This is a genomic window from Cupriavidus taiwanensis, from assembly GCF_900249755.1.
Lineage (GTDB): Bacteria > Pseudomonadota > Gammaproteobacteria > Burkholderiales > Burkholderiaceae > Cupriavidus > Cupriavidus taiwanensis_D.
In genome coordinates this window covers 272492-285751 of record NZ_LT976854.1, presented here as the reverse complement: position 1 = coordinate 285751, position 13260 = coordinate 272492, and the positions used below count along the sequence as shown (strand labels likewise).

Sequence of the window (13260 nt, the reverse complement as noted above, 5' to 3'; positions counted from 1 at the left end):
CGTCAGGGTTAACGTGAGGCACGTTCATGAATCGCCGGCCCGCTGCAGAGGTTGCGTGAAGGCTATCATCGGGATTTCGGCCCTACAAAAGAAACGTTTGCAGCAATGGATGAATCCACTTCACGAATCCAGTCCCTGCGTAAGGTCCCGTTGCCGTCGTTGCGGGTGTTTGAGGCAGCGGGACGCACGTGCTCATTCGCACTGGCAGCCGACGAGCTCGACCTGTCTCCGAGCGCTGTGAGCCACTCCATCAGAAAGCTGGAAGAGATGGTCGCCTTGCGGTTATTCGAACGGAGCACCCGGGAGGTCAGGCTGACCCGCGAAGGCGAGACGCTGCTGGAGCATGTCCAACGAGGTCTGGAAGAAATGCGGCGCGGCTTTGCGCTGGTGACCGCGGACGAGCCGGCTCCACTGCGCTTGCATACCGCGCCGACCTTTGCCACGCAGTGGTTGCTGCCGCGGCTCGCGCGCTTCGTCAGAGACCATCCGCAAATCGATTTGCGAATCTCGGCGAGCACGGAGTACGCGCGCTTCGAGAATGATGACTTTGATTTCGATATCGTCTACGGCGAACCGAAGCCATCGCCATACGAGAAGGTGCCCCTGGCGATGGAAAAACTCACTCCGCTGTGCACGCCGGAAATCGCGCAGCAGATCCAGACCGCCGAAGACCTGTACCAGCAAACGCTGATCCAGTGCGACCTGCAGATGTTCCAGTGGAAGGGCTGGTTCGAAGCCAACCGGCTGCTGCCGCCGCATCACTACGGCTTGCGGTTCGACCGCAGTTCAATGGCCATTTCGGCCGCAGCGGATGGCCTCGGCGTCGTGCTGGAATCGACGTTGCTTGCCGAGCGAGAACTGGCAAAGGGCCACCTGGTGTGCCCGTTGCGCGGCAAGACCCAGGACGTGCAATACGTTGGACATCACCTGGTCTACCCCAGGCGAATTCGCCAGCACGACTCTTTTGAGGTCTTCAAACATTGGCTGTTGGCGGAGTTGGCCCAGCCTTCAGGCTAGTTCCGGCGACCGCGCACACTTGTGCCACCCACTAAAAAACTGTCTTCACCCCCAGCATCACCCCCATCTGGTTCCCTCCCGACGCAGGATTGGCACCAGGCGCCGCCGAACTGACGGAATAGTTGAGCGCTCCACGGTTATCGATATAGCCAACCGTGCTGTAAGCCGTGGTCCGCTTCGAGAACGCGTAATTGGCACGCGCAGCGAACAGCCATGCCTTGTTGCCGCTGCCGTGAAAACGCAAGTGGAACGCTTCAGCGTCCACGCTGATCGCCCGCGTAACGGCGTAGGAGCCGCCGACGAAGAACAGGTCGCTGCGGGGCGTGACGCTGGCGCGGTTGTCGCGGCGGATCCATCCGGCGCCCAGCTTGGCGTCGCCCAGCATCGCATAGCCGTTGACCGTCAGCCGGTCGTCGCGCAGCCCCGCACTGGTCAAGCCGCCAAAGGCGCCGGGGCCGCCGCGCTGGGAATCGTAGGCCACGTTCGCGCTCCAGTTCGCGGTTTCGTAGCGCAGCATGGCGGACCATTCGCGGCAGGTGCGGCTGTCGGCAGGGTTTTCTCCGGGGCAGTTGGTGCCGGACGGGCTTGGGCCGGCGTTGACGGTGTCGCGGCCGAAGCTGTAGGTACCGCCGACGGTGAAGCCACCGAACTTGCCCTTGTACGCGATGGTGTTGTCGGCGCGGGCATTGGGAAGATAGCTGTCCAGCGAGCCGGAGCTGAAGGTGTTGGGCCCCAGGATGTCGGAGTCGAGCGTCGACCAGAACAGCATGGTGTACTGGCGGCCGAACGAAAGCTGGCCCCATTGGCCCGACAAGCCCACAAAGGCCTGGCGGCCGAACAGGCGTCCGCCCTGGTTCGCCCCGCCGCTGTCGGGCGCGAAGCCCGATTCGAGCACGAACAAGGACTTGAGCCCGCCGCCGAGATCCTCGGTGCCGCGCAGGCCCCATCGGGACGGCACGGTGCCGGAGAGATTGGGCATGCGTACGACGTTGTCATGCGCGGCGCCGATCCGGTTGACGAATTCGACGCCGGTATCGACGACGCCATACAGCGTCACGGACTGCGCCCAGACGGGCGACCCGAGCAGCGACGTGGCTGCGAGTGCAACGGCTCTACGAAACATGGATGTCTCTGCTTTTTGTTGTGTTGAAGATGCGGGACGTGCGCTTCCCCCTGCCGTCTGCGCGGCATCAGGGTGTTCGGATTCGGCGAAGATGGGCCGCGAGCGTGCTGTCGCGGCCCGGGACCTGCTAGCGGGTCGGTTCCATGGCGGCCTGGAGGCCCGGCGCGCGGGCCTCGCCGGCGAGCGCAATGGCGAAGATCACCGCCGCAAGCAGCATGGGCGCGGCAAGCGCCGCCGAGTATGCGGTCCGCGACCATTCGGCAGCGATCAGGACGCCCGCGAGATAGGGGCCCATGGTTCCGCCCAGGCGGCCGAACCCCAGCGCCAGGCCGGTGCCCGTGGCCCGCACTTCGGGCGGAAAGACGCGCGGCGCCAGCGCGTAGAGGCAGACCACGGCGCCATTCATGAAGAACCCGATGATGGCGGCCATGGCGATCAGGTTGGCGGTGGTGGGCGCGATCCAGGTAAAGACCACCACGCTGGCGAAGCAGAGCGCAAAGTACGCGATCGCCATGCGCTTGAGTCCGAACCGCGCCGTCAGCCATCCCAGCGCAACGCCGCCGATCACGCCCGACAGGTTCATGACGACCGAGCCGGAGATGCCGCTCTGCACCGTCAGGCCCATGTCCACCAGCATCTTCGGCGTCCAGTTCAGCAGGAAGTAGAACGTCAGCATCACCAGCAGGAATGCGGCGGAAGCCAGCACGGTGCTGCGGCGCTGCTCGCCACGCAGCAGTGCGGCAAAGCTGAAGCCGGCAGCGCCCTGTCGCTGCGGCGGCAGTTCCGCGACGGCCGCCTGCCCGAGCCGGGCAAGAATCCGGTTCACGGCCGGGAGCGCCCCGGCAGGCCGACGGGCGACCAGGAAATCCAGCGATTCCGGCAGCAGCGCCAGCGCCACCGGAATCATCGCGATCGACAGCACGCCGCCGGCCAGGAACACCGAACGCCAGCCGTGATGGGTAACCAGGTACACCGATGCCAGTCCGCCGAGCGTGGCGCCCACCGAATACCCGACCGTCATCATGCTGATATTGAGATCACGCCGGCGGGCGGAAGAATACTCCGCCACCAGGGTGTTGATGCTCGGCAGCACGCCGCCGATGCCCAGCCCCGTCACGAAGCGCAGCAGCCCGAGCTGCAGCACATCCTGCGCGAACGATGACGCCACCATGCCGATGCTGAGCAGCACCAGGCAGGCGAGTACCGTCGGACGCCGGCCCCAGCGGTCCGCCACCGGCGCAATGGTCAGCGAGCCGATCGCCATGCCCGCGAGACTGGCGCTGAACAGCACGCCCAGTTCCGTCGGTTTCAGGCCCCAGTCCTTCGCGATGGACGGCGCGGTCAGTGCCAGCGCCAGCACGTCGAAGCCGTCGAGCATGTTGATGGTGACGCAGATGGCCACCGCGGCGATCTGGAACCACGACATATCCCGTTCCTGGATCAGTGCGCCGAGTCCGGCCCCATGCCGTGTCGATGTTTGCTGCATGATGTTGTCTCCCATTTATCAGGCGCCCTCTGGTTGGGCCGCTCCAGGCGCCGGGTACGGTCCCCGGCGCTGTTCCGTTATGGCCGGCTAGCGTAGAGCCAGTCGACCATGGCGTAGTCATCGTCGCGGCGGCTGGCCACCAGTGCGTTGCGCACGCGGGCGCCTACCGCCTCCATGTGGATGATCTCGCCGAAGAGGCGCGCGGTATGCTGGACGCGCGCCGTGCGGGGCTTGCGCGCGTCGGCATAGGTGGCCAGGGCTGCCGGCAGGTCGTGGCCATGCGAGGCGACCGCGTCCGCCAGCGCGCAGGCATCCTCGAGCGCCTGCGCGGCGCCTTGCGCCAGGTACTGCAGCATGGGGTGCGCGGCGTCGCCAAGCAGGGCCATGCGGCCGCGTGTCCATTGTTCGATCGGCAGCCGGTCGAACAGCGGCCACCGGCGGTTGGTCGCGATCATGGTCAGCGCATCCTTCACCGCGGGGCAGGCCCGCGCGAAGCGCTGCGCCATCTCGTCCTGCGTGCCCCAGTCGTCGTGGTCGGGGCTGTAGCGATCGCTGCGGAACACCGCAACCTGGTTGTACAGCTCGCCGCGCCGCACGGGATACTGCACCAGGTGCATGTCCGGGCCGGTCCACATCATGACGTTGTCGCTGCCGGCCAGCGCGGACATGCGCGCCATCGGGATCGTGCCCCGGTAGGCCACGTAGTGCGAGCACACCGGATCTGACTTCCCGGCGAGCACGGCGCGCACGGCCGAACGCAAGCCGTCCGCGCCCACCAGCAGTTCGCAGCGGTAGCGGGAGCCGTCGGCGCAGATGGCTTCGGCCTCGTCGCCGTGATCGACCACGTCAGTGACATGGCGGCTGGTCTCGAGGGTCACTGCCGGGTGCTGCTGGCACGCGACGAGCAGCGCTTCGAGCAGGTCGCTGCGATGCATGACCACGTAGGGGTAGCCATAGCGCGCCTGGAATGGCTCGCCGAGATCCATCGAGGTCACGCCCTCGCCGCTCAGCGCATCCATCCACACCAGCCGCTGCGGGAACACCGCGGTCTTGCGCACGCTTTCCAGCACGCCCAGGCGATCGAGCGCGCGCGAAGCGTTCGGTGCGAGCTGCAGGCCGGCACCTACCTCGGCGAACGCTTCGGCGCGTTCGAGCACATGCACGGTGCGCCCCTGCCTGGCCAGCGCCAGGGCCGCGGCCAGCCCGCCAATGCCCCCGCCCACCACCAATGTCGAAACCTTATTGATATTGCTCATGTCGATCCTGATCCTTCACTGGGGGGCCACGGCATCAGGCCGCGCGCACCTTCACTTCCATCTCACCGATGTTTTCGATGCTGGCGCGGATGATGTCGCCGGGCACCACGGGACCGACACCGTCCGGTGTGCCGGTGAAAATCACATCGCCCGGCAGCAGCGTGTAGTACTCCGACGCCCATGCGATCAGCTTCGGAATGCCGATCACCAGATCGCGGGTGTTGGCGCGTTGGCGCAGCGCGTCGTTCACGTACAGCTCGATGTCGAGCGCGCCGGGATCGCCCACTTCATCCGGCGTGACGATCCAGGGACCGAGCACGGAGTAGCTGTCGATCGACTTGCGCAGCGAGCGCTCCTCGGGCCCGCGCACGGTCATGTCCAGGCCGATGGCGTAGCCGGCCACGTAATCGAGCGCTGCGGCCTCGGACACGCGGTCGGCCTTCTTGCCGATGATGACAGCCAGTTCCAGTTCGTGGTCGTTGCGGCGGTCGAGGTGGCGCAGCGCCACGCCGTCGCCGGGTCCGACCAGCGAACTGCTCGCCTTCAGGAACAGGCCGACTTCCTCGATCTTCTTGAGGTGGTGCGCGTGGAACGTGGCCGGATCGCCCTGCGCTTCGGCCATGTGCTTGAGGTAGTTCACCGGCGCGGCGGGAAGCTTGGTCGCGTAGCTGACGGGGCTGTTGAGCGTGACGGACGCCAACGGCAGGCGGCGCGCCGCCGGGGCCAGTTCGGCCACGCGCTTCAGGACTTCGGGAAAGGCGGCGATCAGCGGATCGCACTGCGGCACCGGCCAGCGCGACGCCGGCAGCGCCGCCAGCGCGGCGGAGACATCCAGCACTTCGTCGCCCTGGACGAGGCCGAGCTTGTGATCATCGAAACGACAGATACGCATTGCAGATACTCCAACTTTCAAAAGGGACGGACGGCGCGTCGCTCAGGCGAACTGGCGCTCCTGGAAGAAGCCGAGCTTCCGGTGAAGGGGCTCGTCGTCGATGCGCAGCAGGCAGGCGGGTCCGCCATGGACATCGGCGCAGTGGGTGATCTCGGCAAACGCGGCAGCGGTGAACGTGTCGCGCGCGCTCCAGGAAAAGGTCTTGCCATCGACGGTCGACTCACCCTGCCCTTCGATCACATGGAAGACGGCGCCCGGCGAGCGCTGCATCGGCGCCAGCGGACGGCCGCCTGGCAGCAGCATCGCGGTGAAGCCGAGGATAGGCAGGCAGCTTTCGCCGGTCTCCGGGTTCACGTAGGTGAGCTCGACCGGTGCGCCTTCCGGGGCATGGCGCGCCAGCTCCAGCAGCGCGGCGCGGGTGCGCGCCCAGGGAAAACGCAGCATCGGATACGGGTTCGCGCGCCGCAGCGCAGCCGGCACGGCGAGGCCGTCGCGCAGCAGCTGGCTTTGCAGCGTTGCCATGGTGTGCTCGACATTGCAGCCCGGCGTCCCGGCTTCCGCATACGCGGCCTCGACGGCGGTGAAGACCGGAAGATCCAGCACGTCGAGCCACGTCACCGGGCCAGCGCCCTTGTGTCCGTGGTCGTGCCACTGGCCCGAAGGCGTCAGGATCACGTCGCCCCGCTCCATCGGACAAACCTGCCCGTTGACGACGGTGAAACCACCGCCCCCTTCGATCACCACACGCGCGGCGCTGGGCGAATGGCGATGCGTGGGCGCGGTCTCGCCGGGCAGGATCAGCTGGATACCGGCATAAACGCCACCCGTGGCCTGCATGGACGCGGGGCCGCGGCCCGGATCGCTGAGGACCAGCACGCGCCGCTCCGCTTTTTCGACGGGCACCTGCTCGCCGGCCTGCAACAGCAACGGCCGCACGTCTGCATAACGCCACAGGTTCGCGCGGGTCAGGCCGGCGGGCCTGCCGTGCGGCAGCGCATTCGACAGATGCTCCCAGAGCGGCGTCAGGCCCGCCAATGCCAGTTGCTGCCGGTATTCCGGCGACAGCGTTGTCTGTTCCATGCTGATTCTCGGTCGTGGACACCGTCCGGTTGATTGATCACCGATATGATAGTCACATCTATGATTATCAGTACTGGGGTTAACCTGAGGTACCATGCAGGCTGCATATACCCTGTCGCCAGCCACCCCGCCATCCCATGAAAGATTCGAGCCTCGAAGTCGTCCTCTACAACAAGCCGGGGCACCTGATCCGCCGCCTGCAGCAGATCGCGACCACGGTGTTCCTGGAGGAAACGGCCGAATTCGACACGACGCCGGTGCAGTACGGCGCGCTGGCGGCCATCCGCGCCTATCCGGGCACCGACCAGCTACGCGTGGCGCAGGCGATCGGCTTCGACCGCAATACGATTTCGGGCGTAGTGGAACGACTGGAAACGAAGGGGCTGATTTCCCGCGAGACGGGGACGGACCGCCGCACCAAGCTGCTCTACCTGACCGCCGAGGGCGAGGCGCTGCTCGAGCAGATGTACGCGAGCACGGAGCGCGCGCAGGAACGCATGCTGACCGGCCTGACCAAGGCCGAGCGCAAGCAATTTGTCGACATGCTCAAGCGGGTGGTCGATGCCAACAACGAAGTGAGCCGCGTGCCGGTGTCGGTGCCGGCATCGGTGCCGGCACGGCGGCGGTCTTGAAGGCGGCGTTGGGCGGCGATCAGTCGATCAGGTGGCGACTGACACCACGTCGCCACTGAGGCTAAACAGCACCACGCCCGCAAGCCCCTCTACCTGCCCCGATACCCAAGCCGCTTCGAAACCGCCTGCGCACAAGCATCCAATGCCCTGGCGACAGGTCCATCCCAATCCGTATCGACCGTGCCAGTCGGGCCCATGATAGTGATCGTCAGCGCAATGTTCCCCGAGTAGTCGAACACCGGCGCGGCAAAGGCGACGATGCCCGGCGTCGGATGGTTGACGCTGCGGGACATGTGGCGCGTCCGCGCTTCCTGGATCATTTCCTCGACCACGGCGGCGTCCAGCGGATGCGCGATATCGGGGCCGAGGCGTATGCGGTCGTCCAGCAACAGGTTCTCGGTGAACTGGCGTGGCAGGAAGGCGGAGAAGACCCGGCCGGTCGCGGTATTGGCGAGCGACATGACGGTACCGGTGCGGATGTTTGTATGGATGGGGTACGACGCCTCGATCAGCCGCACGATGACCGGCCCGAGGTTGCCCCACACGGCAAGCGCCACCGCGTGCGAGGTGTCTTCCGAAAGCGCCTCGGCGAACGGTGTGGCCTCGCGGATCGGGTTCAGGGTCTGCAGGCTGGTCAGCCCAAGCTGGATCGCCATCGGGCCGAGCAGGTAGTGGCCCGTCACCGGGTCCTGCGCGACCAGCCCGATCTTGCCGAAGCTCACCAGGTACGGATGGATCTTGCCCGACGGCATGTTCGCCGCCTTCACGAGATCACGTAGCGCCATCGGCCTGGCCTCCGAGGCCAGCACCTTCAGTATTTCTCCCCCTACTTCAATCGACTGGATGCCGCGGCGCTCGCGCTCGGGTGACGGGTCGGTCTGGTCCAAAGGTAGGCCTCTCTGCCAGGAGATGAATCGTGCGCGCAGTATATCACTAGATATTACCTAGCAGACATGCGTAGGGTTAACGTGTAGATAATTTCAATCGCGCTAGTACTAATCTAGCAAGAATGGCGCAGCCGCTATCGGCGGCCCTGCCGCACCCAATGGAACGGAGGAGTCGATGTCTACACTGCACGAAGAGAATTGTGACGTCCTGGTCATCGGATCAGGCGTAGCCGGCATGTCCGCGGCTATCACTGCCGCGAGCCGGGGGCTGAAGGTCATCGTGGCCGAGAAGGCCGACTACTACGGTGGCACCACCGCACGCTCGGGTGGCTGGCTGTGGGTGCCGAACACCCATCTGGCGCAGGCATACGGCCATCATGAACTGCCGGACCAGGCCCTGACCTATATCCGGAACCAGGCCGGCGCCGGTTTCGACGAGGCGCGTGTGCGCGCCTTCCTGGCGAACGGCCCCAAGGCCATCGAGTTCTTCATGGCAAAGACGGCCGTCCAGTTCGACATGCCGCTCACGTTCCCGGACTACCACGCCGAGGCACCCGGCGCCGCGCAAGGTGGGCGCTCGATGGTGACGCGTCCGTACGACGCGCGCGAGCTCGGGCCGCTGCTGAAAACGCTTGGCCCCGTGCTTCCGGAACTGACGGTGTTCGGCGTGACGATCGGTTCCGGCAAGGAGATCGTCCATTTCATGCGGGTGACGCGCTCGCTGGCGTCCGCCTGGTATGTCACCAAACGACTGGCCAGGCATTTCCTGGAGGTGCTCCGGTACGGGCGCGGCATGACGCTGACCAACGGCAATGCGCTGGCCGCGCGGCTGGCGAAGTCGGCGGCCGACCTGTCGGTCCCGGTATGGCTGTCATCGCCGGCCGTGGCGCTGTTGCAGGACGGCGGGCGCGTCACGGGCGCAGTGCTGCAGCGCGACGGCCAGCGGGTCCGCATCGGGGCGCGCCACGGTGTGGTGCTGGCCAGCGGCGGCTTTCCGCACGATCTATCGCGGCGCAAGGACACCTATCCGCACGTGCGCGCCGGCCACGGCCATTTTTCGCCGACGCCGCAGACCAACGTGGGCGACGGCGTGCGCATGGCCGAAGCGGTCGGCGGCGTGTTCGACAAGAGCCTGTCGAATGCCGCGGCGTGGACGCCCATGTCGCTGGTGCCGCGCAAGGACGGCACCACCGGCATCATGCCCCACTTTATCGATCGGGCGAAGCCGGGCGTCATCGCGGTCAGCCTGGACGGCAGGCGCTTCGCCAACGAGGCCAACTCGTACCACGACCTGGTGCAGGCGATGATTGCCGCGTCGAAGGGCAAGGCGGAAACGGCGTGCTGGCTGATCGCCGACCACGCGGCGATCCGGCGCTATGGACTCGGCTTCGTGAAGCCGTTCCCGATGCCGCTGGGGCCACACCTGCGCAACGGCTACCTGAAGCGGGGCAGCACGATCGAGGGGCTGGCGCAACAGATCGGCGTCGATCCGGCAACGCTCGCCAGCACCGTGCGCCAGTACAACGACAGCGCGCAGTACGGCCGCGATCCCGAGTTCGGGCGCGGCAGCAAGGCCTACAACCGTTACCAGGGCGATGCGCTGCACGCGCCCAACCCGTGCGTCGCGCCGCTGTCCACCGGCCCGTTCTATGCGCTCAAGCTCGTACCGGGTGATCTCGGTTCCTTCATGGGCATCCGCACCAACGAGCACGCCCAGGTCGTTGCCAGCGACGGCGAGCCGATCCCCGGACTCTACGCCGCCGGCAACGATGCCGCCAGCGTGATGGGCGGCGAGTACAGCGGCGCGGGCATCACGCTCGGCCCGGGCCTGACCTTCGGCTATGTCGCGGCCAACCACATCGCCGATCACGCCCACGCTGCCCCTGCGAAACAGCCCATTGCGGCGGCTGCGCGCGAGCCGCTGGCCATGCACTGATTTTGCACCGAGTGCTGCCGTGTCCGCGGCCGCATTGCGGCGGCCGCGCGGCGGCGTTCACCCCTGATTCCTCCAGCTCCTGACCATGATGATTCCCCAACTGCTGACCGGAAAGGTCGCCTTCATTACCGGCGCGGGCCAGGGCAACGGCCGCGCCATCGCCATCGGCCTCGCCCAGGCCGGCGCAACCGTCGTCGTCACCGACATGAACGAAGCCAATGCCCATGAGACGGCGGCGATGATCGATGCACGGGGCGCCGCGGCACGTGCCTGCGCGCTGGACGTCACCGATGCCGCGCAATGCCGCGCCGTCGCCGAAGCGATCACCGCCAGCGTGGGCCCCGTCGATGTGCTGGTGAACAACGCCGGCATCCTGATCCGCGAAGGCATCGACAGCGACAACGCGCTGGCCAACCTGCAGCGGGTGATGAAGGTCAACCACGAGGGCACGTTCAACGTCTGCCATGCGTGGCTGCCGGCCTTGCGCCGGACCCGCGGCGCCATTGTCAACGTCGCCTCGATCGCGTCGTTTGCGGGCCAGCCGAACACACTGGGCTACTCGCCTTCGAAGGGCGCTGTGAAGATGCTGACCCAGTCGCTGGCAGCGGACCTCGCCCGCGACGGCGTGCGCGTCAATGCGATTGCGCCAGGCGTCATTGACACGCCCATGACGGTTTCGACGCGCGCGGACCCGGCGAAGCTGGAACGCTTCATGTCGCGCATCCCCATGAACCGCGTCGGCCAACCCGAAGAGTTGGTGGGTGCGGTGCTGTTCCTTGCCTCGTCGATGTCCAGCTATGTGACCGGCGTAACCCTTCCCGTCGACGGCGGCTACCTCGCCGCCTGACCCATATAAACGAGGCAGCGCTGATATCGCGTTTGCCCGACTATCCAGGAGACAACCGATGGAACAGGCATCCCGCACGATCGACGTGCAGTCATTCATCGACGCCGAGCGCTTTTCCCCCTGCCAGTGGCTGGTGTTCGCCTTCTGCTTCCTCATCGTGGCCGCCGACGGCTACGACACGGCGGCGATCGGGTTTATCGCACCGTCGCTGGCGCAGGAGTGGGGTGTCGCGGGCGGCGAACTGGGTGTCGTCATGAGCGCCGCCCTTGCTGGCCTGAGCCTGGGCGCGATCTTCGCCGGTCCCATGGCCGATCGCGTTGGCCGCAAGGCCGTGCTGGTGGCGGCAGTGACGTGCTTCGGCGGATGGACGCTCGTTGCCGCCCATGCACAGACCGTCGGCACGTTGACGGTGCTGCGCTTCCTGACCGGGCTCGGGCTCGGCGCGGCCATGCCGACGACCATCACGATGATGTCCGAATACGCACCGGCACGCCTGCGTTCGCTCGCGGTGAATGCCATGTACTGCGGTTTCTCCGGCGGCCTGGTGGCGGGCGGCGCGGCCTCGGCCTGGCTGATTCCCCATTTCGGCTGGCGCAGCGTATTGACCGCAGGCGGCGTCGCGCCGCTGCTTCTCGCCGTACTGCTGCTTGCGCTGCTGCCGGAGTCAGCGCAGTTCCTGGCCGTGCGCGGCAGGGCGCCGGGCCGCATCGCGCGCATCCTCAAGCGCATTGCCCCTGGACGATCGCTCGAGCGCTGCGTGTTTGTCGCGCCGATGTCGCCCGCAGGCAGGGCGGGAAACGGTTCGGCGCTTGCACTCGTGCTGTCGGCCGGATACCGGCGGCGCACCTTGCTGCTCTGGCTGTCGTGCTTCATGGGGCTGGTGATCTACTACCTGATGACCAACTGGATGCCGACGCTGTTCCGCGAGGCCGGCTTCAGCGTGGAACGCGGCGCGCTGCTCGCCGCACTGTTTCCGCTAGGGGGCCTGCTGGGCAACCTCGTAGCTGGCTGGCTCATGGACCGCTTCAGCGCCAACCGCACCATCGTCATGGCATACCTGCTGGCCGCCGTGCTGGTCATCGTGGTGGGGCGCGCCGTCGACCATCCCGAATTCCTCGGCATATCGCTCTTCCTTTGCGGCACCCTGGTCACGAGCGCGGCCACGTCGATGTCCACCTACGCCGCCAGCCTCTATCCGACCGAGGCACGCACCACGGGCGTGGCGTGGATGCAGGGTATCGGGCGAATCGGCGGCATGGCGGGCTCCTTCATCGGCGCGGGGCTGCTCGGGCTGGGCTGGGGCTTCGGCGATGTCTTCGGCCTGCTCGCGGTGCCGGCGCTGCTGGCAGCGGGGTCGGTCTGGCTGATCGCAAGGCCCCGGCAGGCTTACCCGATGGCAACGGTGGTGGAGTGAGGCGGCTCGGATGCCGCGCCGTTGCGATCGTCATGTGCTGGCGCCCATGTGCCTGTGACGCCCCTGCTTGCCCATCGCGTCGCCGTACCCGCATTGAGCGCTGCACTACTATCATGGATCAACCCCATGATGAAAAACCAGCGCCGTTGTCGCCGCAACATCTTTGGGCCCGCTCAATTCGCAAACCATGGGAGTACGAGCATGGTCGCAGTCAAATACGACGATCTTTCCTCTGCTTTCGACTTCGTCAGCGCCGGCGCGCCGTTTGAGAACAACGCCTATGTCTCTCTCGACACGGGCAAGGTTTATTGGAGTTCCGATTTCGATAACGACCTCGACGAGGAGATTCCTGACGATCTTGAAACTTCAGACCGCTACCTTGAGATACCCCATAAAAACGAACTCGAATTGGGAAGAAATCTCGCGCTCAGGTTTATTGAACAACAGTTGCCTGAGTGCTACGAACAGGTGGAAGGATACTTCCGACGACAAGGGGCTTACGCGTCCTTCAAGCGTTTGCTGGAGCGCAAAGGCATGCTCGAGCTTTGGTATGCGTTTGAAGAGGCCTCGGTGGAGAGAGCGCTGCGGCAATGGTGTGCCGAAAATGGGCTGGAGGTTGTCGAGTCGTAGCGCAACAGCGCATCGGGGCTGGCTCCACCCGGAGTGGTATTCCTCTGCGTGCGCCAGCCG

At 66.2% G+C, this 13260-nt stretch carries 12 protein-coding genes; 6 read left to right on the top strand and 6 right to left on the bottom strand.

All coding sequences use genetic code 11. The features are described from left to right. The first annotated feature begins 105 nt into the window (after nt 1-105). On the top strand, nt 106-1017 hold the full coding sequence (locus tag CBM2594_RS17145; RefSeq protein WP_198048166.1) for a LysR substrate-binding domain-containing protein: 912 nt from the start codon (nt 106-108) through the stop codon (nt 1015-1017). A gap of 31 nt (nt 1018-1048) precedes the next feature. Here CBM2594_RS17145 and CBM2594_RS17140 read toward each other — a convergent pair whose 3' ends face one another. The 5 genes from CBM2594_RS17140 to CBM2594_RS17120 form a co-directional block, all read right to left on the bottom strand. Further along, nucleotides 1049-2140, bottom strand: coding sequence for a porin (locus CBM2594_RS17140; protein ID WP_116358030.1), 1092 nt, complete (start codon nt 2138-2140; stop codon nt 1049-1051). A gap of 127 nt (nt 2141-2267) precedes the next feature. Continuing rightward, a complete protein-coding gene (locus CBM2594_RS17135) occupies nt 2268-3566 on the bottom strand; it encodes an MFS transporter (RefSeq protein WP_232346654.1) in 1299 nt (432 codons plus the stop codon). 137 nt (nt 3567-3703) lie between these two features. Beyond that, a complete protein-coding gene (locus tag CBM2594_RS17130) occupies nt 3704-4882 on the bottom strand; it encodes an FAD-dependent monooxygenase (RefSeq protein WP_116358029.1) in 1179 nt (392 codons plus the stop codon). Between the two features lie 34 nt (nt 4883-4916). Further along, on the bottom strand, nt 4917-5774 hold the full coding sequence (locus tag CBM2594_RS17125) for a fumarylacetoacetate hydrolase family protein (RefSeq protein ID WP_116358028.1): 858 nt from the start codon (nt 5772-5774) through the stop codon (nt 4917-4919). Between the two features lie 42 nt (nt 5775-5816). Continuing rightward, nucleotides 5817-6854 (bottom strand): cupin domain-containing protein, encoded by a 1038-nt coding sequence (locus tag CBM2594_RS17120; RefSeq protein ID WP_116358027.1) that lies wholly within the window; start codon nt 6852-6854, stop codon nt 5817-5819. 137 nt (nt 6855-6991) lie between these two features. Here CBM2594_RS17120 and CBM2594_RS17115 point away from each other — a divergent pair, with 137 nt between their 5' ends. Next, complete coding sequence (locus CBM2594_RS17115; protein ID WP_116358026.1) at nt 6992-7486, top strand: MarR family winged helix-turn-helix transcriptional regulator; 495 nt, start codon at nt 6992-6994, stop codon at nt 7484-7486. Between the two features lie 89 nt (nt 7487-7575). Here the strand turns inward: CBM2594_RS17115 and CBM2594_RS17110 are convergent, their stop codons facing one another. Then, complete coding sequence (locus tag CBM2594_RS17110) at nt 7576-8373, bottom strand: IclR family transcriptional regulator (protein WP_116358025.1); 798 nt, start codon at nt 8371-8373, stop codon at nt 7576-7578. A gap of 175 nt (nt 8374-8548) precedes the next feature. Here CBM2594_RS17110 and CBM2594_RS17105 point away from each other — a divergent pair, with 175 nt between their 5' ends. The 4 genes from CBM2594_RS17105 to CBM2594_RS17090 all read left to right on the top strand — a co-directional run bounded on the left by CBM2594_RS17105 (nt 8549) and on the right by CBM2594_RS17090 (nt 13200). Beyond that, nucleotides 8549-10309 carry an FAD-dependent oxidoreductase gene (locus tag CBM2594_RS17105; protein ID WP_116358024.1) on the top strand — a complete coding sequence of 587 codons (1761 nt, stop codon included), beginning with the start codon at nt 8549-8551 and terminating at the stop codon, nt 10307-10309. Between the two features lie 88 nt (nt 10310-10397). Beyond that, the gene (locus CBM2594_RS17100) at nt 10398-11156 is read left to right on the top strand and encodes a glucose 1-dehydrogenase (protein WP_198048213.1); all 759 of its coding nucleotides are present in this window, start codon (nt 10398-10400) and stop codon (nt 11154-11156) included. Between the two features lie 58 nt (nt 11157-11214). Beyond that, nucleotides 11215-12570: an MFS transporter gene (locus tag CBM2594_RS17095; protein WP_116358022.1), complete on the top strand. Its 1356-nt coding sequence runs from the start codon at nt 11215-11217 to the stop codon at nt 12568-12570. Nucleotides 12571-12696: 126 nt separating this feature from the next. Beyond that, nucleotides 12697-13200, top strand: a complete 504-nt coding sequence (locus CBM2594_RS17090; protein ID WP_232346653.1) for a hypothetical protein — start codon at nt 12697-12699, stop codon at nt 13198-13200. Nucleotides 13201-13260 lie beyond the last annotated feature (60 nt).

Excerpts from the sequence above, each read along its gene's own strand:
- CBM2594_RS17145 (WP_198048166.1), top strand. The coding sequence starts at position 106 with ATGGATGAATCCACTTCACGAATCCAGTCCCTGCGTAAGGTCCCGTTG.
- CBM2594_RS17140 (WP_116358030.1), bottom strand. The coding sequence starts at position 2,140 with ATGTTTCGTAGAGCCGTTGCACTCGCAGCCACGTCGCTGCTCGGGTCG.
- CBM2594_RS17135 (WP_232346654.1), bottom strand. The coding sequence starts at position 3,566 with ATGTCGTGGTTCCAGATCGCCGCGGTGGCCATCTGCGTCACCATCAAC.
- CBM2594_RS17130 (WP_116358029.1), bottom strand. The coding sequence starts at position 4,882 with ATGAGCAATATCAATAAGGTTTCGACATTGGTGGTGGGCGGGGGCATT.
- CBM2594_RS17125 (WP_116358028.1), bottom strand. The coding sequence starts at position 5,774 with ATGCGTATCTGTCGTTTCGATGATCACAAGCTCGGCCTCGTCCAGGGC.
- CBM2594_RS17120 (WP_116358027.1), bottom strand. The coding sequence starts at position 6,854 with ATGGAACAGACAACGCTGTCGCCGGAATACCGGCAGCAACTGGCATTG.
- CBM2594_RS17115 (WP_116358026.1), top strand. The coding sequence starts at position 6,992 with ATGAAAGATTCGAGCCTCGAAGTCGTCCTCTACAACAAGCCGGGGCAC.
- CBM2594_RS17105 (WP_116358024.1), top strand. The coding sequence starts at position 8,549 with ATGTCTACACTGCACGAAGAGAATTGTGACGTCCTGGTCATCGGATCA.
- CBM2594_RS17100 (WP_198048213.1), top strand. The coding sequence starts at position 10,398 with ATGATTCCCCAACTGCTGACCGGAAAGGTCGCCTTCATTACCGGCGCG.
- CBM2594_RS17095 (WP_116358022.1), top strand. The coding sequence starts at position 11,215 with ATGGAACAGGCATCCCGCACGATCGACGTGCAGTCATTCATCGACGCC.
- CBM2594_RS17090 (WP_232346653.1), top strand. The coding sequence starts at position 12,697 with ATGATGAAAAACCAGCGCCGTTGTCGCCGCAACATCTTTGGGCCCGCT.